The sequence below is a fragment of the Luteimonas sp. KH_071 genome, from assembly GCF_057838005.1.
This window is the reverse complement of the sequence record NZ_CM174458.1, coordinates 3,264,520-3,286,865: the sequence shown is the minus strand read 5'-3', so window position 1 is coordinate 3,286,865 and position 22,346 is coordinate 3,264,520. Positions and strand designations below refer to the sequence as shown.

24 protein-coding genes are annotated in these 22,346 nt (G+C 69.4%); 15 read left to right on the top strand and 9 right to left on the bottom strand.

Features of this window, described 5'->3' with window-relative positions:
- Positions 1-42: 42 nt before the first annotated feature.
- Positions 43-324, top strand: a complete 282-nt coding sequence (locus tag AC3IRM_RS15150) for a hypothetical protein (protein ID WP_489203912.1) — start codon at positions 43-45, stop codon at positions 322-324.
- Between the two features lie 83 nt (positions 325-407).
- Here AC3IRM_RS15150 and AC3IRM_RS15145 read toward each other — a convergent pair whose 3' ends face one another.
- Positions 408-761, bottom strand: coding sequence for an RcnB family protein (locus AC3IRM_RS15145; protein ID WP_489203911.1), 354 nt, complete (start codon positions 759-761; stop codon positions 408-410).
- A gap of 149 nt (positions 762-910) precedes the next feature.
- Between AC3IRM_RS15145 and AC3IRM_RS15140 the strand changes: the two genes are divergently transcribed.
- Positions 911-2,005: a DNA glycosylase AlkZ-like family protein gene (locus AC3IRM_RS15140; RefSeq protein WP_489203910.1), complete on the top strand. Its 1,095-nt coding sequence runs from the start codon at positions 911-913 to the stop codon at positions 2,003-2,005.
- A gap of 43 nt (positions 2,006-2,048) precedes the next feature.
- On the opposite strand, the gene AC3IRM_RS15135 is transcribed toward AC3IRM_RS15140, so the two are convergent.
- Complete coding sequence (locus tag AC3IRM_RS15135) at positions 2,049-2,771, bottom strand: alpha/beta fold hydrolase (RefSeq protein ID WP_489203909.1); 723 nt, start codon at positions 2,769-2,771, stop codon at positions 2,049-2,051.
- Between the two features lie 166 nt (positions 2,772-2,937).
- On the bottom strand, positions 2,938-3,720 hold the full coding sequence (locus tag AC3IRM_RS15130; RefSeq protein ID WP_489203908.1) for a transglutaminase domain-containing protein: 783 nt from the start codon (positions 3,718-3,720) through the stop codon (positions 2,938-2,940).
- Between the two features lie 117 nt (positions 3,721-3,837).
- Between AC3IRM_RS15130 and AC3IRM_RS15125 the strand changes: the two genes are divergently transcribed.
- The 3 genes from AC3IRM_RS15125 to AC3IRM_RS15115 all read left to right on the top strand — a co-directional run bounded on the left by AC3IRM_RS15125 (position 3,838) and on the right by AC3IRM_RS15115 (position 5,722).
- Positions 3,838-4,308, top strand: a complete 471-nt coding sequence (locus AC3IRM_RS15125) for a hypothetical protein (RefSeq protein ID WP_489203907.1) — start codon at positions 3,838-3,840, stop codon at positions 4,306-4,308.
- Between the two features lie 280 nt (positions 4,309-4,588).
- Entirely contained in the window at positions 4,589-5,428 is an 840-nt protein-coding gene (locus tag AC3IRM_RS15120; RefSeq protein WP_489203906.1) for a glucose 1-dehydrogenase, read from the top strand.
- A gap of 117 nt (positions 5,429-5,545) precedes the next feature.
- Entirely contained in the window at positions 5,546-5,722 is a 177-nt protein-coding gene (locus tag AC3IRM_RS15115) for a CsbD family protein (protein WP_232133980.1), read from the top strand.
- A gap of 177 nt (positions 5,723-5,899) precedes the next feature.
- Here the strand turns inward: AC3IRM_RS15115 and AC3IRM_RS15110 are convergent, their stop codons facing one another.
- From AC3IRM_RS15110 to aroE, 3 genes are read right to left on the bottom strand one after another with little or no spacing between them, the layout of a single operon-like run.
- Complete coding sequence (locus AC3IRM_RS15110; protein WP_489203905.1) at positions 5,900-6,154, bottom strand: YkgJ family cysteine cluster protein; 255 nt, start codon at positions 6,152-6,154, stop codon at positions 5,900-5,902.
- Between the two features lie 6 nt (positions 6,155-6,160).
- The gene (locus tag AC3IRM_RS15105; protein WP_489203904.1) at positions 6,161-6,496 is read right to left on the bottom strand and encodes a hypothetical protein; all 336 of its coding nucleotides are present in this window, start codon (positions 6,494-6,496) and stop codon (positions 6,161-6,163) included.
- Between the two features lie 8 nt (positions 6,497-6,504).
- Positions 6,505-7,350, bottom strand: a complete 846-nt coding sequence (gene aroE / locus AC3IRM_RS15100) for a shikimate dehydrogenase (protein ID WP_489203903.1) — start codon at positions 7,348-7,350, stop codon at positions 6,505-6,507.
- 268 nt (positions 7,351-7,618) lie between these two features.
- Between aroE and AC3IRM_RS15095 the strand changes: the two genes are divergently transcribed.
- Positions 7,619-10,990: a S8 family serine peptidase gene (locus tag AC3IRM_RS15095; protein ID WP_489203902.1), complete on the top strand. Its 3,372-nt coding sequence runs from the start codon at positions 7,619-7,621 to the stop codon at positions 10,988-10,990.
- A gap of 198 nt (positions 10,991-11,188) precedes the next feature.
- Here the strand turns inward: AC3IRM_RS15095 and hemB are convergent, their stop codons facing one another.
- From hemB to AC3IRM_RS15080, 3 genes are all read right to left on the bottom strand, one after another.
- Positions 11,189-12,178 carry a porphobilinogen synthase gene (hemB, locus tag AC3IRM_RS15090; protein ID WP_489203901.1) on the bottom strand — a complete coding sequence of 330 codons (990 nt, stop codon included), beginning with the start codon at positions 12,176-12,178 and terminating at the stop codon, positions 11,189-11,191.
- A gap of 190 nt (positions 12,179-12,368) precedes the next feature.
- Entirely contained in the window at positions 12,369-13,400 is a 1,032-nt protein-coding gene (locus AC3IRM_RS15085; protein ID WP_489203900.1) for a chorismate transformation FkbO/Hyg5 family protein, read from the bottom strand.
- Positions 13,397-14,779 carry an NAD(P)/FAD-dependent oxidoreductase gene (locus AC3IRM_RS15080; protein WP_489203899.1) on the bottom strand — a complete coding sequence of 461 codons (1,383 nt, stop codon included), beginning with the start codon at positions 14,777-14,779 and terminating at the stop codon, positions 13,397-13,399. Before AC3IRM_RS15080 ends, AC3IRM_RS15085 begins: the two co-directional genes overlap by 4 nt.
- 124 nt (positions 14,780-14,903) lie before the next feature.
- Here AC3IRM_RS15080 and AC3IRM_RS15075 point away from each other — a divergent pair, with 124 nt between their 5' ends.
- The 9 genes from AC3IRM_RS15075 to fabG all read left to right on the top strand — a co-directional run bounded on the left by AC3IRM_RS15075 (position 14,904) and on the right by fabG (position 22,314).
- On the top strand, positions 14,904-15,173 hold the full coding sequence (locus AC3IRM_RS15075) for a phosphopantetheine-binding protein (RefSeq protein WP_159680767.1): 270 nt from the start codon (positions 14,904-14,906) through the stop codon (positions 15,171-15,173).
- Positions 15,173-15,856, top strand: coding sequence for a COG4648 family protein (locus AC3IRM_RS15070; RefSeq protein ID WP_489205945.1), 684 nt, complete (start codon positions 15,173-15,175; stop codon positions 15,854-15,856). The genes AC3IRM_RS15075 and AC3IRM_RS15070 overlap by 1 nt, the downstream gene beginning before the upstream one ends.
- 64 nt (positions 15,857-15,920) lie before the next feature.
- Complete coding sequence (locus AC3IRM_RS15065; RefSeq protein ID WP_489203898.1) at positions 15,921-16,691, top strand: lysophospholipid acyltransferase family protein; 771 nt, start codon at positions 15,921-15,923, stop codon at positions 16,689-16,691.
- 2 nt (positions 16,692-16,693) lie between these two features.
- Positions 16,694-17,008 (top strand): ApeI family dehydratase, encoded by a 315-nt coding sequence (locus AC3IRM_RS15060; protein WP_489203897.1) that lies wholly within the window; start codon positions 16,694-16,696, stop codon positions 17,006-17,008.
- Complete coding sequence (locus AC3IRM_RS15055; protein WP_489203896.1) at positions 17,005-18,000, top strand: lysophospholipid acyltransferase family protein; 996 nt, start codon at positions 17,005-17,007, stop codon at positions 17,998-18,000. Before AC3IRM_RS15060 ends, AC3IRM_RS15055 begins: the two co-directional genes overlap by 4 nt.
- Positions 17,903-18,634 carry a LolA-related protein gene (locus AC3IRM_RS15050; protein WP_489203895.1) on the top strand — a complete coding sequence of 244 codons (732 nt, stop codon included), beginning with the start codon at positions 17,903-17,905 and terminating at the stop codon, positions 18,632-18,634. The genes AC3IRM_RS15055 and AC3IRM_RS15050 overlap by 98 nt, the downstream gene beginning before the upstream one ends.
- On the top strand, positions 18,631-21,036 hold the full coding sequence (locus AC3IRM_RS15045; protein ID WP_489203894.1) for an MMPL family transporter: 2,406 nt from the start codon (positions 18,631-18,633) through the stop codon (positions 21,034-21,036). Before AC3IRM_RS15050 ends, AC3IRM_RS15045 begins: the two co-directional genes overlap by 4 nt.
- On the top strand, positions 21,033-21,482 hold the full coding sequence (locus AC3IRM_RS15040; RefSeq protein WP_489203893.1) for a hotdog family protein: 450 nt from the start codon (positions 21,033-21,035) through the stop codon (positions 21,480-21,482). The genes AC3IRM_RS15045 and AC3IRM_RS15040 overlap by 4 nt, the downstream gene beginning before the upstream one ends.
- A gap of 85 nt (positions 21,483-21,567) precedes the next feature.
- Positions 21,568-22,314 (top strand): 3-oxoacyl-ACP reductase FabG, encoded by a 747-nt coding sequence (gene fabG, locus AC3IRM_RS15035; protein WP_489203892.1) that lies wholly within the window; start codon positions 21,568-21,570, stop codon positions 22,312-22,314.
- Positions 22,315-22,346 lie beyond the last annotated feature (32 nt).

Here is a 22,346-nt window from a genome sequence, read left to right as displayed (position 1 = left end):
ACACATGCGTAACAAAACGGGCGCCTCAGGGCGCCCGTTTTTTTGTCGGATTCCGTCGGCAAGCAGACGGTCATGATGCGGGTGCTGCACGTGGGAATCGTCATGGCGTTGCGTGTTTCAAGCATCGCCGCGGCAGGAATGCCCTCTCTGTCCACCTCCCCGATGCGCTGGACGCCCCATGTCGCGCGTCGACGGCATGCCCCGCGCCTGTCGGCCTATCGATTGGCGCGGTGCTGGACGCCGCACGGCGTGATCGATCGGTCATGGCAACGTGTGCAGTCGGCTCCACAGGCTTCCGCGCCGGAAGATGACGAGCGGCGCTGACTCCGGGTGCTCGAGTCATGGCGCCCCCCCGGCCCGTTACAGGAACACGCGCCGGCCCGGGCAGGCCGACGCTCGCCGGATTGTCAGCGCGAAAGCGCCTCGAGGATCATGCCGGTGGCAGCCTCGATCAGCAGGTACTGGTCGTCGCTCTGGCGCACCCATCGCTGCCCGTCGCGCGGCGCATGCAGGCGCTGCGCCCGGTAATCGTCGACGTAATAACGGCGATCGAGTTCCGCCAAGGGCAGGCGATCACCGCGGCGCCATGCCTGCTTCTCCCAGCCCGGGGGCGTGCGGTCATGGCCCTGGCGCCCATGCGGAGTCCCGGCATGCGCGGGCGGACCTTTGCCCTGGGCGTGGCGCGGGGGATCGGCGAACGCATGGGTGCTGATAAGCACCATTGCGGACAGGGTGGCTGCAACTGCGATTGGGTAGCGCATGCGTGGAACTCCTGGGGGTGATGCGAAGACACTAGGCCCCGATGCGTGAACGCCAGAGCACGTATCCCGGGCATACCGGTCGAAGCCGTGCGGCGCGGGCATGGCAGCGTGTGCGGCCTTACCGACACGGCGGCTGGCATCATGCGGCGATGCCGCCGCTGACCCTCGATCATCTGCGCCGCCACGCGGTGGCGCGCTCGCTGTTCAAGCCGACCACGCTGATGCGCGCGGTTACGAAGCTGGGCTTCGTGCAGGCCGATCCGATCCGCGCGCCGGCACGTGCGCAGGACCTGACCCTGCATCATCGCGTGGTCGGCTACCGCGCCGGTGATCTCGAGCGACGATATCCGCGGCTGGCACTCGAAGAGGATTTCTTCGTCAATTACGGCTTCCTGCCGCAGGCCACGCAGGCATTGATGCATCCACGCGTCGCGCGCGAACCCTGGACGCCCACGCGTTGGCGACAGGCGCAGGCCGTGCGTGAATTCATCGCCGAACGCGGCGCCGTGCATCCGCGCGATGTCGATGCGCACTTCGCCCACGGCAAGGTGAGGAACTGGTTCGGCGGCTCGTCGAACGCCAGCACCCAACTGCTCGACGGCATGCACTATCGCGGCCTGCTGCGCGTCGCGCGGCGTGACGGTGGCACGCGGGTCTATGCACTGCGTGCGCCGGACGAGGCGGTGCTGGACGCGGACGAGATCGACGGGCGCCTGGATCTCATGCTCGATCTGCTGGTGCGCAAGTACGCGCCGCTGCCTGCCGCCAGCCTGCGCCAGCTGATGTCGTATCTCGGGCGCGGCGTGCCGCAGTGGCATGCCGCGCGCGCGGCGACCCTGGCACGTTCGCGCGCGCGACTGGGCGGCGCGCGTATCGAGGGCGTCGACTGGATCTGGCCGGCAGACGAGTCGCCGCGGAGTCGCCGCTGGCGCCCCGATGCCGAGGTCCGGCTACTGACCCCGTTCGACCCCGTGGTCTGGGACCGGCGTCGCTTCGAACTGCTCTGGGACTGGCGCTATCGCTTCGAGGCCTACACGCCTGCACCCAAGCGCACGCTCGGCTATTACGCGCTGCCGCTGCTGTGGGGTGACCGCGTGATCGGCTGGGGCAACGTGTCGGTCGTCGACGGCGCCGTGGACGCGCGCCTCGGGTACGTCGCCGGCAAGGCGCCGCGCGATGCGGCGTTCCACGATGGACTCGATGCCGAACTCGAGCGCATGCGGGTGTTTCTCGGCCTGTCGTGACGCGTGCGACGCAGCCGCTGCCGCGTCGCACGCATGCACCGCGCTACTGGATCAGATTCACCTGCAGCACCGCGGTGTCGGTCAGCAGGCCGAAGTGGCCGGTGGCGATCGTGTGACTCGCGTTCTCGCCCGGCAGCGTGGAGCTGTGCACGCCGCCCACGGTGCACAGGCCGCCATAGCAGACGATCTGGTCGATCCACGACTTGATCGAATAGGTCTTCATCCCGAGCGGCTTGCCGGCCAGCGACGCCAGCAACGGGCTGTTGACCGACAGGCCCTGTGCGCCACAGGTCGAGGTCGCGATATTCCAGGGATACGTCCCGCAACTCCAGAGGCCGCGGTATGCACCGGCGATACCTACGAAGCTGGCGACATCGTTGGCGAGGCGGTAGTTGACGATCTGCTTCGCCGCAAGTGTCACGCCCATCGAGTGTCCGATGACATCGATCTTGCCGGTGCACGAACGCGCGATCGCCTCGACCAGCGCGTCGAGCACCGGCGTCTCCTCGCTGCCGCTGTGGTCGTTGCATGCCGCGCAGACCTTGCTGCCCCAGTTCGGCCGCAGGATCTCGAAATCCGTCCAGCCGCGGGCGCGCAGTTCCACGTAGGTGTTGTCGAATTGCGCGGGCGTGCCGGCATTGCCGTGCACCAGCACCACGGCATCGCGGCACGCGGCCTGCGCGGCCGAGGCGAACGTGGCAGCCAGCAGGACCAGCAGCAGTCGAAGCAGCCGCGCGGGGCGGCGGCGATCGGCGTATCGGATCATCGGAACATCTCCCTCGGCCCGCGGGCCGCACTCAGGTGGCGCGGCCGACGGCGCCGGTCGCGATCCGGCCGTGTGGGGGAGATGGCCAGTGGCCGGATGTCAGCACGCGCGTCGCAGACGCGGCATTGGACCTTCGGCCAGTCGTGACCGTGTGCGCGTTCGCGGATCAGGGCTTCTCGCCGACCCAGACCTGCATTTCGACCGTCTGCAGCAGGCCGTAGTTGGTCAGGAACGCCACATCCGCCGCGTCGCGTCCGTAGGCGACGACGATGCGGCCGCCGCGGGGCGCCGACTGGGTCGCATCGAAGGTGTACCAGCGGCCGTCGAGATAGGCCTCGAACCAGGCATGCAGGTCCATCGGCTCCAGCCCGTGCAGATACCCGACCACCATGCGCGCGGGAATGCGCAGGCTGCGGCACAGGGTGATGCCGACGTGCGCGTAATCGCGGCACACGCCGGCGCCGTGCGCCATCGTGTCGAAGGCGTCGGTGGTGGCATCGCTGACGCCGTAGCGGTACTCGATGTGGCGGCGGATCCACGCGACGATCGCGCCGACCTGTCCGGCGCGTGGCCCGGCCTCGTCGACGATCTGCTGGGCGCGCTCGAACGCGCGGTCGCTGGGGCAGTAGCGACTGGGCAGCAGGTATTGCAGGGCGTGATCCGGCAGCGTGGCCGGCGCCATCGGCGCGCTCCACGGCGCGACGGCGATGTCGCGTTCGGTCTCCACCTCCAGTTCGGTGCGGATCCGCATGCGCCCGCTATGCACGACAAAGCGCTGGCATAGATTGCCGAACGAATCGACGAACTCGGTCGGCCGCACGTCGGGATCGAAGGCGTAGTGCTCGCTGACCAGCCACTGGGCTTCGCCACTGCGGGGACGCAGCATCGCGACCACGGCACAGTCGACCTCCGCTTCGACGACGAGTTCGCAACCGGCAAGCAGGCGCATCGGGCGTCCTGGAGAGGGAAAGGCGCAGCGTGGGCGCGGCCGCGTGTAGCGGGCGTCGCGGTGGCGGCGTCTGCTTTGCAGGCGTCGTCTGGCGCGTCTCCGTTTGCTGCCCGTCCCATGGACGTTTCGAACCGGATGCAGCTCGATATCGATGCGGTCGCCCGCATTGCCGCCGTTCCGAAGATCCTCGAGGTCGTCACCCGCACGAAACCTGTGGCGCACGCGGTCCCTGTCGGTGGCATCGCGGATTCCGCTCACGACAGGCTGGTCCCGATCGCGCCGCTGACGCCCCACGCCGCGGCGGCACGGACGGCCGAACCGCAGCGTGCGCGGGTGACGGCAGTCCGGAGCGACGTCGCGGTGGAGTGTGATCCGGCGCGTCCCGGTCAGTTGCTGGTGAGCCTTGCGCTGCATGCGCTGCGGCACGTGCCGGCAGACGTGACCGTGTCGATCGGGACGACGATCTCGGATGACAGCCTGGTCCTGGCCGTCGAAGCGCCCGGCCTGGCCCTCGCAGGCGGCGCGCTCGACAGCGTGCGGCGCGCTGGCGGGACGCGGCGGTCCGGCGCACGGGCCGCGCGCAGGTGATTTCTTCATTGCCGGCGAAATCGCCCGTGCGCACGCAGGGCAGAGCACGGTGTCACCCTCGGCCAGCGCCTCCCGGCTGGCGTTCGGGATGCCCCTGGTGGCGTCCGCAGCGCAACCGGAACCGGTGGCGATCGCCAGCGCGGACGGAGCGGCTTCATCCACCGTGGCGCCGGCGCGCGGCAGTTCGCATCGTCGGTGCGCGCGCTGGGCGCGGCAAATTCACGGCCGGGCGACGATGCGGGCGCGAGCGTGGCAGGCCCCGCACCCAGGAGCACCCGCGATGAACCAGCCCGCGCAGCAGCAGGACCTCCCCGGCGTCGAGACGAAGCTCGATCCGCCCGCTGATCACGGCGAAGACAGCTACCGCGGCAGCGGACGACTCGAGGGCAAGGTCGCCATCATCACCGGCGGCGACAGCGGAATCGGCCGGGCCGTCGCACTTGCATACGCGCGCGAAGGTGCGGATGTGCTGGTCAGCTACCTCAACGAAGACGAGGATGCGCGCGAAACGCAGCGCCTGGTGGAAGCGGCTGGAAAACGTTGCACGCTGGTGCCCGGCGACATTGCGGACGCCGCGCACTGCCGCGCGATCGTGCAGCAGACCGTCGATGCATTCGGCCGCATCGACATCCTGGTCAACAACGCCGCCTACCAGATGAGCTACGACTCGCTTGAGGAGATCCCCGACGACAAGTGGGACTACACCTTCCAGGTCAACGTCGGCGCGATGTTCCACCTCTGCAAGGCCGCCGTGCCGCACATGCAGCCGGGTGCCTCGATCATCAACACCAGCTCGATCAACTCCGACAAGCCCAAGGCGACGTTGCTGCCGTATGCGGCGAGCAAGGGTGCGATCGCGAATTTCAGCGCAGGTCTGGCGCAGCTGCTGGCCGACAAGGGCATCCGCGTGAACTCGGTGGCGCCGGGTCCGATCTGGACGCCGCTGATTCCCTCGACGATGCCGCCTGACGAAGTGGCGTCGTTCGGCTCGCAGGTGCCGATGAAGCGCCCGGGCCAGCCCGCCGAATGCGCGCCGATCTTTGTGCTGCTGGCATCCGACGAAGCGAGCTACATGAGCGGCGGGCGTTACGCGGTGACCGGCGGCGCGCCGATCCTGTGATCGAACTGAGCGTTTCGGTAACGAGGGCGTTCGACACTGGGGTTTCTTCACCTCTGCATGGCATCGCCCGGCGCATATCGTTCGCACCCTGCAATCCAGCAGGCCGGAGACAGCCACGTGGACAAGAATCGCAGCGAAGGCATCAAGAACCAGGTCAAGGGCACGGCGAAGGAAGTCGTCGGCAAGGTCACCGGCAACACCTCGAAGGAAGTCGCAGGCAAGGCGCAGAAGACGGCCGGCAAGGTCCAGAGCGCGGTCGGCAAAGCCAACGACGACGCGCGCAAGGGCCGCTGAAGCGGCGGCACATGTCACGGACGGGCGGCTTCGGTCGCCCTTTTCGTGGGTGGCGGCTCGGGGTCACAGCCCGCGCCCTGTTGTCGAGCAGGTGCATGCGAGGCGCATCGGGTGAGGACACCTGCTCCACGCAGACAGTTGCAGCACCGCAGATGCGATCGACGCATCGGACCCATCTCAGGGGGCAGTCATCCGCTCCAGGTCTTCAAGTATCGCGAATGCAGCGTCCCGCGAAGCGCCACACATCTCCCATGCGGGCCGCAGCGACCCACAGAACGCAGGGCGTTCCGGACTTCCGAACAGGCGGCACTGCAGACGCTCGTCGAGCTGCACACACGGCACCCCCGCGGGCTTGCCGTTGGGCATGCCCGGAATCGGCGACGTGATCGAAGGCGCGATGCAGCACGCCGCGCAGCTGTCCCGGCACTCCACTAGGGATCAGCGCGCGCCGCGCACGATCGCAAGGGCCAGCAGCACCAGGCCGGCCGCGTCGAGCAGCGCCAGCGGCACTGCCAGCAGCGCGAAGGTCATCTGGACCTGCATTGCCGACATCGCGGCGTTGATGACATGCATCTGCAGCAGCGGCCAGCCGAGCATGCCCAGCACATTCGTGAGCAGCAGCAGGCCGAAGCCGAGCAGGCCCGCCCGGCGCGATGCCGCCGGCAGCGTGCGGCGCTGCGTCACCAGCACCAGACCGAAGACCAGCGCGATCAGGATCGGCAGCCGCCCCGGCAACTGGCTGGCGATCACCATCAGAAGTTCGCGAAGTTCCATGGACCGGCTCAGTCCGCGTTGACGAGTAGCGCATTGCGCGACTGCAGCGATTCGAACACCGCGGCGGTGTCGGGCCGCACGCCGTGCCATAGCGCGAAACTCTCGGCGGCCTGTTCGACCAGCATGCCGAGGCCGTCGATCGCATCCCGGCACCCATGGGCGCGTGCCCAGGCCAGGAACGGCACGGAGGCTTCTGCGTAGCTCAGGTCGACCGCCGCCGTGCGCATGCCGACGAGCGAGCGCGGCAGCGACAGCATCGCGCCAGCGCGGCCGGCCGAAGTCGCATTGATGATCAGTTCGAATTCGCCCAGTTCGCCGAGCTGCTCGAGATAACGCGGATGCACGCGCCCGGGTTCGCCGAGCGCATCCGCCAGCGCGTCGGTGCGGGTCGCCGTGCGGTTGACCACATAGAGTTCGCTGATGCCGGCATCCAGCAGCGCCGGTGCCACGCCGCGGGCTGCGCCACCCGCGCCGAGTAGCAGGGTGCGCCGGCCGCGCAGATCGAGTCCGTGTCGTTCGGTGAGATCGCGCACCAGGCCTGCGCCATCGGTGTTGTCGCCGTGCCAGGCCTCGCCCTGGCGCACCAGGGTGTTGACCGCGCCTGCGCGCTCGGCCCGCTCGCTGCGCGTCGAGGACAGGGCGTAGGCGTGTTCCTTCAGCGGCAGTGTCACGTTCGCGCCGATGCCGCCTGCCGTAGCGAAAGCCGCCAAGGCGTCGGCGAACGCATCGGGCGCCGCGTCGATGGCGTCGTAGGCGATCGCGATCCCGGTTTGCGCGGCGAACGCGGCGTGGATGCGGGGAGACAGTGAATGCGCGACCGGGTGACCGAACACGACGAGGCGGGCAGGCGACATGAAGATCCCTGGATGCGACACGCCGGGCTGGCGTCGCCGCAGTCTAGCTGCGCCGCGCGACGCCAGCGTCGCAGCACGGCACCTCGGGCGCAGGAATTTGGCGCGGGCATGCCCTGCTGCGTCAGAAAGTCGTATACAACGTCACATGCTGATGGGTGGTCTGGCAGGGGGGCTCGCCCGCCATCGGAGGGAAGGATGTCGATGCAGTCGGCAGTTGGGCGGCATCGTCGTTCCATGTCTGGCAGGTCCATCACGAGGGGATACATCCATGTCACGCATTCGTAAGGTCGGGGTGGCTTCGGCCCTGCTCGGCCTCGCCGTCGTCGCGGTCGCGAGTACCGCACTTCCGTCCCGTGTCCCGGCCATCGGGAACGCGGTCGATTCCGCAAAGGCCAGCGTCGGTTCGCTGTTCGGCGCCAGTGCCCCCGATGCAGCCGTCGCGACCGCTGCCGGCGGGCGCGTCTCCACGCCGGCTGCGCCGGCGCAGTCTTCGGACACGCCCGAGCGCTATATCGTCGTCTTTCAGGAGCCTGCACTCGCCGGCTACAAGGGCGAGATCAGCGGCCTTGCCGCGCCGGCGCGTCGCACCGATGCACGCGGCAAATCGCGCCTCGACGTCAAGAGCGCGAGCGCGCGCAACTACGTCAGCTATCTGCAGGGCCGACAGTCCGACCACGTCGGCGCGATGGCGCTGCGCGTGGGTCGTCCGATCGACGTCGAGTACCGCATGCAGCACGCGCTCAACGGTGTGATGGTCGAACTGACCACCGCCGAGGCGGCGCGCATCGCGCAACTGCCCGACGTGCAACTGGTCGAGGCCTACCGCGAATACGCGCTCGACACCGACACCGGTCCGAGGCTGATCGGTTCCGAAGCGGTCTGGAACGGCACCTGGTCGGGCGCGACGGGGCAGTTCCAGGGCGAGGGCATCGTCTACGGCATCCTCGATTCGGGCATCAATTTCGGCGCGCCGTCGTTCACCGCCGTCGATCCGATCGACGGGTACCAGCATGTCAATCCGCTGGGCGCCGGCAATTATCTGGGCACGTGCCGTACGGGTGAAGTCGATGCGGGTCGTTGCAACGACAAGCTGATCGGCGGCTACAACTTCGTCTGCGGCGCGCCGGGCAATGTCTGCGGCCAGCCGAACATCCGCGAAGAACCCGGCTTCGGCGACACCAACGGTCACGGCAGCCATGTCGCCTCGACCGTCGCCGGCAACCGTCGTGATGCGCTGTTCCGCGGCAATACCCGCCGGATCTCCGGTGTCGCGCCGCGCGGCAACATCATCGCCTACGACATCTGCTACACCAATACCGCGACCGGCCAGGGCCTGTGCCCGAACAATTCGGCAGTGGCCGCGGTCAACCAGGCGATCGCGGACGGCATCGTCGACGTGTTGAACTATTCGGTCGGTGGCGGCGCGCAGCCGTGGACCGAAGCCGTATCGCTGGCGTTTCTCAATGCGACCGACGCGGGCATTTTCGTGGCTTCGTCGGCCGGCAACAGCGGTCCGGGCCCGAACACCATGGGTCACCTGGAGCCATGGGTGTCGTCGACGGCGGCGTCGCAGCACGGTCGCGGTTCGTTCGCGCTCGCCCTCGACGTCACCGGCCCGGGCAACGTGCCCGAACCGCTGCGTCCGGTGCTGGTGGAAGAAGGCACAGGCGGCGTCGCATTCAACGCAACGATTCCCGGCACGACGGCCCTGCGCGTCAGCAGTGGTATCGACGGTGCGAACGACGGGTGTGTGGCGTACCCGGCCAACACGTTCCAGGGCGCGATCGCCGTGGTCCGCCGCGGCACCTGCCCGTTCTCGGACAAAGCGATCAACGCTGCGAACGCAGGCGCAGTCGCGGTCGTCATTGCCAACAACGCCGCCGGCGCCATCATTCCGTCAGCACCCGGTGCAACGGTTCCGGTGTTCGGCATGCCGCAGGCCGATGCCAATCTGCTGCGTGATTTCGTCGCGGCCAACCCCACCGCAACCGCCGGCGTGCAGTACCCGCCGCTGGTGCTGCCGAATGTGGCCGATGCACTGGGCGCCTTCAGCTCGCGCGGTCCGGCGGGCACGTTCGACCTGGTCAAGCCCGACGTCACCGCGCCCGGCGTGAGCGTTCTCGCCGTCATCGCGGGCACCACGATCACCGGCTTCGAGAATGCGGTCGATCTGTACAACGGCACCTCGATGGCATCGCCGCATCAGGCCGGTGCTGCAGGCCTGATCCGTCAGGCGCGTCCGACGTGGTCGGTGCCCGAGATCAAGTCGGCACTGGCGATGACCGCCAAGACCGAAGTGTTCAAGGAAGACCAGGTCACCCTCGGCACCCCGTTCGACAAGGGCAGCGGTCGTATCCAGGTCGATCGTGCGATCAATGCCGGTCTGGTGATGCACGAAACGAAGGCGAACTATCTCGCGGCCGACCCGGCGCTGGGTGGCGACGTCTCCGCACTCAACCAGCCGAGCATGGCGAACCGCAACTGCTACAGCAGCTGCAGCTTCGTCCGGACGTTCCGCAATCCGCACGGCAGTGCATCGAGCTGGCGCATCAGCTTCACCGGCGTCAGCGCGACCGCAACGCCGTCCACGCTGAAGGTGCCGGCCGGTGGATCGGCCTCGGTCCGCATCACCGTCAATACGCGCGGTGTGGCCGCCAACGGCACCTTCAGCTTCGGTGAAATGCGGCTCGAGTCGACGGGTCCGATCCTGGGCGTGCAACGCGTGCCGCTGACGCTGCCGATCGCGATCGCGATCCAGGCGCCGGTGGTCAAGCTGCCCGATTCGATCTCGCTGGCCCTCGCAGCCGGTCGCAGCGGCACGGCGGTCGGTTCGGTGGGCAATACGGGTGGATCGCCGCTGATCTATTCGATCGACAACACCGGCACTGGTGCGGTGTCGCTGGTCGACAACTCCAGCCTGGGTGTAACCAGCGGCTTCCGGAACACGAGCTACACCGATCCGGCCACCGCAGGCTCGCAGGCGCAGTACAGCGCCGACGATTTCGTCGTCGAGCGTCCGCTGCAGCTCACCTCGTTGTCGGCGCCGGGCTTCGTGGTCAGCGGCACCGCCCTGGCCACGGCTGCAACGTCGCTGACCTGGTCGATCTACCCCGACGCCAACGGCGTGCCGGCGGGCAATCCCACCAGCGGGGCCGGCGCGGCGATCTGGAGCTACACCGCAGCGCCGACGGCGCCGGGCGTGAGTGTCGCCGGTACCGCGCTGTCGTTGAACCTGCCGGCAGCCGGTCAGAGCCTCACGCTGCAGCCGGGCCGTTACTGGCTGGTCGCGTCCACGCGTGGCACGTTCGCCAACCGGTTCGCGCAGTACGGTTCGACGTCCGGCAACGGTGGCTTCGCCTCGATCACGGTGGCCACCAACGGCACGGGTGCGTGGGCCGCGAACACGGCTTTCCCGGGCCTGGCGATGACGGTCAAGGGCCTGGTGCCCTGCGGTGCGCCGTGGATTGGCGCAGTGACGCCGGCATCGGGCACCGTGCTCAACGGCGCGACGCAGGCGAACCGTGTGGCCTTGAGTGCGGCGGGCCTCAGTGCGGGCCGCCAGCTCGGTTACCTCTGTGTGGCCAGCAACGATCCGGTCACTCCGAAGGCCGCAACGCCGGTGGTGCTGACCGTCAACTGATCGTCTGCTTCAACCGGTACCAGAACGCCCGGGCTTGCCCGGGCGTTTTCTTTGGCGGGGTGAGCCTCGGCGTCGCGACGCCACGCGACGTGTCGCCACGGTCCACCGGGCGTGTGCCTGTGCGAAAAGCAGAACGCCCGGCGGTGCCGGGCGTCTGCGGTGAACACGACGCCCGCATCGCGGGCCGGGCGCGGTCGCTCAGCCCGAACGGAGCCAGCGCGCCGCATCGAGCGCGAAGTAGGTCAGCACGCCATCCGCGCCGGCTCGCTTGAAGCCGAGCAGGGCCTCGAGCGCGCATCTGCGTTCGTCCAGCCAGCCGTTGGCGGCGGCGGCCTTGAGCATCGCGTACTCGCCGCTGACCTGGTAGGCGAAGACCGGCACCCCGAACTCGTCCTTTGCGCGCCGCACGATGTCCAGATACGGCATGCCCGGCTTGACCATGACCATGTCGGCGCCTTCGTCGAGATCCTGCGCGATCTCGCGCATGGCTTCGTCCGAGTTGCCCGGGTCCATCTGGTAGGTCGACTTGTCGGCCTTGCCGAGCGCGCCGGCCGAGCCCACCGCGTCGCGGAACGGGCCGTAGAACGCGCTGGCGTACTTGGCGGCATAGGCGAGGATGCGCGTGTGCACATGGCCGTCGGCTTCGAGCGCATCGCGGATCGCGCCGATGCGCCCGTCCATCATGTCGCTGGGCGCGACCACGTCCGCGCCGGCGCGCGCATGACTCAGCGCCTGCTGCACGAGGGCATCGACGGTGATGTCGTTGACCACGTAGCCGGTGTCGTCGGTGATCCCGTCCTGGCCATGCGAGGTGTAGGGATCGAGCGCGACGTCGGTGATCACGCCGAGGTCCGGGAAGCGGGACTTCAACGCGCGGATCGCGCGCTGGCACAGGCCGTTGTCATCCCACGCGGCGACCGCGTCGAGCGATTTGGCCTCGGGCGCGGTGACCGGGAACAGCGCAAGCGCGGGAATCCGCAGTTCGCTCGCAGTCTCGGCGACGCGGAGCAGGTCGTCGATCGACAAGCGCTCGACGCCCGGCATCGACGGAATCGCGACGCGGCCGTGCGCCTCGTGCACGAACACCGGGTAGATCAGGTCGTCGGCCGTCAGCGTGGATTCGCGCATCAGCCGGCGCGAGAAGTCGTCGCGGCGCATCCGCCGCATGCGGGTATCGGGTCTGGTCATGGCGCGGATTCTACGCGTGCACCCGGCGTGGGGCCTGCGACGCCTCGCCGCAGACGGGAATGGACCTCGATGTGGGAGCGACCCCTGGTCACGAACGCGGTAGAGCGTCGGCGTCGACCCCATCGGTCAGGCAGCGCCTTTCCCGCGTGTCGCGCGCGAGCGCGCTCGCACATGGAGTGCAACGCGGTTTTCAGCCGATGTCGTGGACGCCGTCGATTTCCAGTGCCAGTTCGCGGCGGCAGATCGCCGCATGCAGGACCACGCGCGGCAGGCGATCACCGAAGCGTGCGTCGAAGGCCTCGGCCACGGTGGTCAGGTCGGCGGCATCGCGCACATAGATCTTCAGCCGTGAACCCGGGCCGAATTCCGCCGGCAGATCCGGGCGGTGCCGGCGCGCGGAGGCGATCAGTGCGTCGAAGTTCACGAACGTCTCGTCGAGCTGGGCCAGCAGTTCGCCCTCGTGCTGCGAGGCGTGGCCGACCACGCTCGCCGTGCCCGAGAGCATCAGTGGCATGGCACTGCCGGCCGGCGGCAGCATCGCGCGGGCGAAGCTCGGCGGCTGCGGACCGTACTGGCGCGGGTACTGGTAGGCGCTGACCTGGCGCGGATTCTCGACCGGAATGCCGGGCAGGCGCGCGGCCAGCCAGTAGACCTGGATGGTGCGCGCATCGTCGCAGCGGCCGATCGCGGTGGCGGCGGGCAGCTGGGAGGTGTCGAACGTGCCGAGCCCGCGCGCGCGGCCCACGCAGAACTGGCGATAGCGTTCGGTATCGCCGTCGCCGTGGGTGATCGCGTCGAGGTAGTTCCAGATCCGCAGCAGATGCGGAAAGTCGCTGCCACCGAGGAATCGGGTCAGCTCGCGATACGCGTGCTCGGCGGCGAGCAGGATGCCGCTGTGGTCGCCCTCGCCGGTATGGCCTTCGGGCTCGTCGACCTCGATAGCGCCGAACATCAGATGGCCGTCCGTGGACCAGGCGATGTCGCCATCGCGGCCATGATCGACCGGGGCCTGGCCCCGCCAGACCTCGAGCGGCGACGCGCCATAGGGCTGCAGCGGCACGCGAAGCCAGCGCGGATCGTCGAGTGCCGGGGCGGCATCGCCGAATCCCAGTACCGCGAGGACATCGGACTGCGCGAGCAGGTCGGCTGGCGCGGTGTCGTCGACGTAATCGACGCGCAGGCGCGGCAGGGGTTCCGGGTGGTGCGGTGCCGGTCGGCTCATGGGTTGCCCTCGTGCAGGGTGTCGCCGCGGAAGGCGGTGGCGGCCTGACGGCGCCGGGTCAGCCAGCCGCGCAGTGCCTGCGGCGCGATCGCGACAGCGTTGATGGCGTAGATCAGCCGGAAAACATAGAGCCGCCAGCGGACGGCTGCGTTGTCGAAGACATCGCCGGCGAGCATCGAGATCACCGCCTGCTCCACCTGCAGGTCGTTGCGCGGCGCGGCGAACAGGCGCTGCATGACCGGGGTATTGAAGCGGTGGATGAACCAGGTGAAGTGGCGCAGGCCGCGCTCGAGTCGCACCTGCATCGCGCGCTGCAACGAGGCCTCGCGCTCGGGCGCGCGCAGCGCCGCATCGACCACCGCCGCGCCCCGGCGCGCGCTGTCCATGGCGAGGAACACGCCGGAGGAGAAGATCGGATCGACGAAGGTATAGGCGTCGCCGACCAGCAGCCAGCCGGGGCCGGACATGCGCGTGGCACCGTAGGAATAGTTGCCGGTTGCGTGCACGGGCGCGATGCGCTCGGCGCCGTCCATGCGTGCCCACACCGCGGGATTGCCCTGCAGCGTGCGCATCAGCAGCGCCTCGTTGTCGAGTCGGCCGCTGTCGGTGTTGCGTTGGCGAAGATATTCGGGGAAGCACACCGCGCCCACGCTCATCACGTCGTCGGGCAGGGGGATCAGCCAGAACCAGCCGTGCGGAAACCGCGCGATGGTGATGTTGCCGGCGTCCACGCCCGGATGTCGGCGCACGCCGCGGAAGTGACTGAACAGTGCGGCCGACTGGTGCGTGCGGCTCTTGCGCTTGGTGCCGAGTTTCGACGACAGGAACGTGTCGCGGCCGCTGGCATCGATGACGTAGCGCGGCCGCAGGCGCAGGCGCGCGCCGTCGGGACCGTCCGCTTCGACGCGCGACGGGCGACCGTCCGCGCCGAAGGCGATGTCGACCACGCGCGTGCGCTCGTGCGTCTCCACGCCATTGGCCTGCGCATGCGCGAACAGCAACTGGTCGAACTGGTCGCGACGGACGTGCACAGCGAAATCCGCCTGCGGCGCGAGCGCGCGGGTGAAATGGAACACGTGGCTGCGCGTCGCGTCGCCGGGCATCGGAAAGTCGGCGCCGGCCTTGTGCACGCCGATCGCGCGGACCTGGTCGAGCACGCCCAGCTCGGCGAGGATCGGCATGTTCATCGGCAGCAGCGATTCGCCGATGTGGAACCGCGGATGGACGTCCTTCTCGAGCAGCACCACCGAATGTCCTGCGCGGGCCAGCAGCGTCGCCGCGGTGCTGCCGGCCGGGCCACCGCCGATCACCACCACGTCGACATCGCGGACGGGCGCTTCTGAACTGGGAGGCACGGGCGCGTGCGGTACAGGTGTCATCCGGCTGAAATGGGCGGCGGGCAGGCGCGCATCATAACGGCAAGCCCCCATCCCGGCCGGGAGTGCTTGCGCGCGCGGTTCCGATGCCGGATCGTGGCACACCTGTCATTCCACGGAAGTCCCGATGTCCGCCCAAACCGAAGCCGAACGCGCGCTCGCCGACCTGCTGGTCGAGAGCCTGAACCTGGAGGACGTGCAGGCGGCCGACATCGATCCCGAGGCGCCGCTGTTCAACGCCGGCCTGGGGCTGGATTCGATCGACGCGCTGGAACTGGCGCTGGCCGTCAGCAAGCGCTACGGCTTCCAGCTGCGTTCGGACAACGACGAGAACCGGCAGATCTTCGCCTCGCTGCGCGCGTTGTCTGCGCACATCGAGCAGCACCGCACCACTTGATCCTGCTGCTGCAACTGCTGCTGGGGCTCGGTTATACGGCCCTGGCGCATCTCGCCAGCCGCTGGCACCACGACGGCCTCGCGCTGGGCGCGCTGGTGCTGCTGATCGCGATGGTGGTGATCGAACCGCTGCTGGCCCGTCGCCCGTGGGCGTATGTCGCCGCGCCGCTGCTGGCCTGGGGCGCGTGGGCGCTGTACGCCGCCGGGCACGCCGCGCTGCCGCTGCTGCTGGTGCCGGTGGTGTTCGTGGTCGCGATCGCCTGGCTGTTCGCACGCACGCTGCGCGCCGGCTCGGTCCCGCTGATCACGCGCATCGTGCTGGGCATCGAAGGCGGCGATGGCCCCGAGGCACTCGAGCCTGATCTGCGCCGCTACACCCGCAATCTGACCGCGGCCTGGGCGGGGGTGCTGCTGCTGATGGCCGGCGCCAACCTGTTGCTCGCACTGATCGCCAGCCCCGCGGGGTTGCTGGAGAGTATGGGTGTGGCGTCGCCGCTGCCGATCACGCAGGAGCAGTGGTCGCTGTGGGCGAACCTGCTCAACTACGGCGTGATCGGCGGGTTCTTCGTCGTCGAATTCGCGTTCCGCAAGCGCCGCTTCCCGGGCCGCTACGCCGGATTTCTGGATTTCCTGCGCAAGCTCGCCGGGCTGGGCCCGATGTTCTGGCGTGATCTGCTGCGCTGACGCGGCATTTGCTGAACGCATCGGGCGCGTTGCGCAGCGGCCACACGGGATATCCTATCCACACATGGAATACCGACAGACCCGTGCCGCACCCGGGGCCGTGGCGTTCGCGGCCTGGTCCGCACGCGCGATCAACGTCCTGGAGTGCCTGTACACCCTGCTATGGACGGCGGGCTGGATCAGCGTGTCGCTGATCCGTCAGGCGCTGACGGGCCGGCGTGATCTCGCGCTGGAGATGGCGCGTACGCACTGGGCGCCGGGCCTGGTCGGGCCGGCCGGTGGGCTGACCGTCGAAGGCGCGGATGCGATCGACTGGAACCGCCCCTACCTGGTGGTGGCCAATCACGAATCCCTGCTCGACATCTGCGTGCTGTTCATGGCCGTGCCGGTGCCGCTGCGCTTTCTGCTGAAAGAGGAAATGCGCCGCGTGCCGTTCCTGTGCGGCTATGCGCGCGCCACCGGCATGCTCTTCATCAGCCGCGAAGACCGGCGCGCCGGGCCGCTGCTGCGGCGCCAGGTCGCCGGACTGCTGGGCTCGGGCCAGTCGCTGTGCCTGTTTCCCGAAGGCACGCGTTCGCGCGATGGCCGCATGGGCGAGTTCAAGTCGGGTTCGTTCCAGGCTGCGATCGACGCGGGCGTCGACGTCCTGCCGATCGCGTTGCACGGCACGGGCCGGGTCCTGCCGCCGACCGGCTTCTTCCGCACCTGCCGGGGTCCGATGCGGGCGACCGTCGGCACCCCGGTCCGCGTCGACGGCCGCACCGGTGCGGCAGGCCGTCAGGCCGTCGCCCGCGAGGCGCAGGACGCCGTGGCTGCGATGCTCGGCAGGCGCTGACGATGGCGCCGCACACCTTCGTCATCGACGCCGCGCATCCCTGCCTGCCGGGGCATTTCCCGGGCCAGCCGCTGGTGCCGGGCGTGGTGATCCTCGATCGCGTGGTCGCTGCGGTCGAGGCCGTGCACGGACCGCAGGGCGCGTTGCGCCTGCCGCAGGTGAAGTTCGTGCAGTCGCTGCTGCCCGGCGAGCAGGCATCGATCGTCCTCGACGCATCCCAGCGCGACGGCGTCTCGCGATGGCGTTTTCGGGTGGAGCGCGACGGCGTGCTGCTCGCCAGCGGCGAACTCGTCGCCGACGGTCCCGCGCTGGCATGAGCGCTGCGTGGAAGGCGCGCCGCGAAGGCGGCGGGCGGCTCGCATTGCGCGCATTGCTGGTCTTCGCTTCGCGTTGCGGCCGCGCACCGGCGCGCGCGCTGCTGTATCCGATCGCGTTGTATTTCATGCTCCGCCGCGGCGCCGAACGTCGCGATTCACGGCAGTATCTGGCGCGCATGTTCGGACGGCCGGCAACGCTGGGCGAGGTGGCGCGACATTTCCGCACCTTCGCGGCGACCATCCTCGACCGGCTGTTCCTGCTCAGCGAGAACACGCGCCGTTTCGACGTGCACCCGCAGGGACTCGATGTCCTGCATCGGCATCTGGACGCCGGTCGCGGCGTGCTGCTGTTCGGCTCGCATCTGGGCAGCTTCGAGGTGTTGCGCGTGCTCGCCAGCCAGCGCCCCGACTACAAGATCCGGGTCGTGCTCGACCGCGCGCACGGCCGGGCGATGACCGAGCTGCTGGAAGCGCTGAATCCCGAAGTCGCCGCGACGGTGATCGATGCCGGCGAGAGCGGCCCGGCGGTCGCGCTGGCGATCCAGGAAGGGCTGGCGCAGGGTGCGATGGTCGCGCTGCTGGTCGATCGCAGCCAGGAGGGCGGCGTGACGATGCCGGTGCCGTTCCTGGGCGCGCCCGCGCCGTTCCCGGTCGCGCCGTGGTTGCTGGCGTCGGTGCTGAAGGTGCCGGTGATGCTGGCGTTCGGCCTGTACCGTGGTGGCAACCGCTACGACCTGGTGTTCGAACCTTTCAGCGAAGGCATCGACCTGCCGCGTCGCGATCGCCAGGCCGGCGTGGCCGCGCTCATCCACCGTTACGCCGCGCGTCTGGAACATCACGCACGCAGTGCCCCCTACAACTGGTTCAACTTCTATGACTTCTGGACAGGTGCCGATGACAAGCGCGACGTCCCTGCGCCCGTGGCCGGCGCTCTGCCTGCTGCTGGCGATGCTGCTCGCACTGCCGACATGGGCGGCGGCGCAGACCGCTGATCCCGCGCCGCGCGCGAACCAGTCGCGCGACCGTGTGCCTGCGCCGGTGATCGCGACCGGCCGCACCGTGGATGCCGACTGGATCCTGCAGCGCCTGACCCAGCACGGCGCCACCGCCACGCCGTTCGTCGAACTGCGCGTCTCCTCGATGCTCAAGCGCCCGCTGCAGCTGTCGGGCGAGTACCGCCGCCCGGACAGCGACACGCTGGTGCGCGAAGTGCGTGTGCCGTACGCGGAGACCACGACCATCCGCGCCGGTGAGGCGACGATCGCCCGCGAAGGCCGCAGCCCGCGTACGTTCTCGCTGTCGCGCGTGCCCGAACTCGCCGCGTTGCAAGGCAGCTTCGGCGCGCTGCTCGCCGGCGACCGCAAGGCGCTGGAATCGGTCTATGCGCTCGAAGCCGACGGTGTGCCGGCGGACTGGACGCTGACCCTGACGCCGCGCGATCCGCGCACCGCCACACGTGTGGCCCGTATCGTGCTGCGCGGTCGCGACGCGGAACTGCGCTGCATCGAGACGCGGCCCAGGCAGGGCGATGCGCAGCCGACCCTGCTCGGCAGCGCCGCTACCGCCGTGGCCACCGTGGACTCGCTCGAAGCCGCGCAGCGGCTTTGCCACGACGTTCCGCGTTGAGCGGTCGCCCCGGATTCCGCGACAGCCTGCTGCAGCGTCCCGGCCTGCGGCTGACGCTGGCGGTCGCGTGGTTGCTCGCGCTGCTCGCGCTGGGCTGGATCGCCGCGGCGAAACTGGAATTCAGCGGCGACCTGCGCCGCTTCCTGCCGGACGCGCGCACGCCCGAACAGCGTCTGCTGATGGAGGAACTCGGCGACGGTCCGGGGTCGCGCCTGCTGATGCTGGCGATCTCCGGCGACACACCCGAAGTGCTCGCCGAACGTTCGCGTGACCTGCACGACGCCCTGGTCGGCGATCCGCGCTTCACTCTGGTCACCAACGGCGGCGAGGCCGGGCTCGATGCGTTTCCGCAGGACCTGCTGCCCTATCGCTATCTGCTGACGTCGACATTCGACGACGCGCCGCTCGATGCCGACACCCTGCGCGATGCGCTCGATGCGCGGCTGCAGGATCTTGGCTCGCCGGCCGCCGGCCTGGTCGAGCCGCTGATTCCGTCCGATCCGACGCTGGAAGTCCTCACGCTCGCCGAAGCCTGGCAGCCCGCAGGCGCGCCTCAGCGGCTGCACGACGTGTGGTTCGACCAAGCCGGCGCGCAGGCGCTGCTGCTGGTCGAAACCCGCGCCGCGGGCTTCGATCCGACCGGCCAGCTCGATGCGGTCGGCACGATCCGCGACACCTTCTCGCAACAGGCGGGCGAGGGCGGTGCGACGCTCGAAGTCGTCGGCCCGGGCGCGTTCTCGGTCGACATCGGCGGGCGTACGCAGGCCGAAGCGCAGCGCATCGGCATGGTCGACACCATCGGCCTGATCCTGCTGCTGCTCGTCGCCTACCGCAGCTGGAAGATGCCGCTGCTCGGCGTGCTGCCGCTCGCGAGTGCGGGCATCGCCGGGCTCACCGCGGTCGCGCTGCTGTTCCCCGGCGGCGTGCACGGCATCACGATCGCATTCGGCTTCACCCTGATCGGTGTCGTGCAGGACTATCCGATCCACTTCTTCAGCCACCAGCGCGCCGGCCTGTCGCCGTGGAAAAACGTGCGCGGGCTGTGGCCGGCGCTGTCGACCGGCGTCGTCGCGACCTGCATCGCCTATGCGACGTTCCTGTTCTCGGGCGTCGACGGTCTGCGCCAGCTCGCGGTGTTCACCATCTTCGCGCTCGGTGTCGCCGCACTGACCACGCGTTACCTGCTGCCGGGTCTGGTCGATCCGTCGCCGCCCGACCTCGCCGATTCGGCGCGCCTGCAGCGGTTGTGGCACCGGATCGAAGCGCTGCCGCGGCCGAAGTGGACGCTGGCGGTGCTGGCGTTCGGCGCCGTCGCCGCGATCGCTTTCAGTCCCGGCGCGTTCTGGCAGAACGATCTGTCGAAGTTGACGCCGGTCGATCCCGAGTCGATGCAGCGCGACACCGAACTGCGCGTCGAGCTCGGCGCGCCCGACGTGCGCTACGTGCTGGTCGCGCAGTCGGCTGACAGCGACGCCGCGCTCGGCGCGACCGCCGCGTTGCGGCCGGCGCTCGATGCGCTGGTCGCCGACGGACAGCTCGACGGCTACGACATGGCGGCGCGCTATCTGCCCGGCGCCGATACGCAGCGTGCGCGTCAGGCCGCGCTGCCCGACAGCGACGCGCTGCGCGCGATGCTCGCCGATGCGTTGACGGACTCTGCGTTCAACGACGACGTGTTCGAACCCTTCGTCGAGGATGTCGCGCGTGCGAAGGCCGCTGCGCCGCTGACCCGCGCCGATCTCGAGGGCTCGCCGCTGGCGACCGCGGTGTCCGGCCTCCTGCTCGAAAGCGAAGGCCGATCGACCGCACTGGTGTCGCTCAGCGGCCTCGACGATCCGGCCGATGTCATCGCGCTCGCGTCGCAGGCGGGTGCGCCCGGCGTCGACGTGCGCCTGCTCGACATGAAGGACGCGTCCGAATCGCTGGTCATCGAATACCGCGGCCGCGTGCTCGCGGCGATGGCGGTTGCGCTGGTGCTGCTGATCGCCACCGTGTGGATCGCGCTGCGCAGTCCGCGCCGGGTCTGGCGCGTGCTGCTGCCGACGTTGCTGACGTTGCTGGTCGTCGTCGCGGTGCTGCGTCTGATGGGCGTCGAACTTACCCTGTTCCATCTCGTCGCGCTGATCCTCGCCGCCGGTCTCGGCCTCGACTACGCATTGTTCTTCGAACATGCCGGCGACAGCCGCCAGGACCAGATCCGCACCCTGCACGCGATCCTCGTCTGCAGCCTGATGACGCTGCTGGTGTTCAGCCTGCTTGCGCTGTCGTCGATCCCGGTGCTGCGCGCGATCGGCAGCACGGTCGCGCTGGGCGTGGTGTCCAACTTCGTGCTGTCGCTGCTGGTCGCGCGCCAACGCGCGGCGATCGACGCGGCACGCGCCGAACCGGAGCCTGTCGTATGAGCCACATCGATCGCGAGACGATCCTGTCGATGATTCCGCACCAGGCTGCGATGTGCCTGTGGGATGCGGTGACCGCGTGGGACGCGGCGCGCGTCACCCTGCGCAGCGCGAGCCATCGAGATCCGGCCAACCCGTTGCGCAGCGACGGCCAGCTGCGCGCGCTGCACCTGTGCGAATACGGCGCGCAGGCGATGGCGGTGCATGGCGGCCTGCGTGGGCAGGAGAGCGGCGCCCCGGTGCGGCCGGGCATGCTGGTCGCCTTGCGCGGCATGCAGTTGCACGTGGGGCGTATCGACGACCTCGACGGCGACCTCGAATGTGTCGCCGAGGTGCTGGTCGAATCCGAAGACAGCCAGCAGTACGCCTTCGGGATCACATGCGACGGCGTGCTGCTCGCCGAAGGGCGCGCCGCGGTGATGCTGGGACCGGCGCGGGACGCCGCCTGAGCCGACGCTGTCTGTCGTGTGCGTGGGGTGGTCCGGAGACCCGCTCCCGGCGTGACCGTCGCGCGTGCCCCGCTACAATCTCCACATGACACATCCCGCATCCAGCACACCCGTACGCCGCGCGCTCGTCACCGGCGGCAGCGGCGACATCGGCGGTGCGATCTGTCGCCGTCTCGCGGCCGACGGCCTGCATGTGATCGTGCACGCCAACGGCAACCTCGCGCGTGCCGAAGCCGTGGTCGCCGACATCGTGGGCAATGGCGGCCATGCCGAGGCGGTGGCGTTCGATGTCGCCGACGGTGCGGTCACGCGCCGCGCGCTCGATGTCCTGCTCGAGGCCGGGCCGATCCAGGTCATCGTCAACAACGCCGGCATCCACGACGACGCGCCGATGGCCGGCATGTCGGAGGCGCAGTGGAAGCGCGTCATCGACGTGTCGCTGCACGGTTTCTTCCACGTCACCCAGCCGCTGCTGCTGCCGATGGCGCGCAAGCGCTGGGGCCGCATCGTCAGCGTGTCGTCGGTGGCCGCGGTGACCGGCAATCGCGGCCAGACCAATTACGCCGCCGCCAAGGCAGCGTTGCACGGCGCGTCGAAGTCGCTGGCCCGCGAAATGGCGAGCCGTGGCATCAGCGTCAACGTGGTCGCGCCCGGCGTGATCTCCGGCAACATGGCCGACGACGCGTTCCCCGACGAGATGATCAAGCAGATCGTCCCGGCCGCGCGCGCGGGCACGCCGGACGAGGTCGCGGCGCTGGTCGCATTCCTGTGCTCGGAGCCTGCGGGCTACATCAACGGCCAGGTCATCGGCATCAACGGCGGCATGGGCTGAGCGGTCGCGGGCTGCGGAACGCCGTCCTTCAG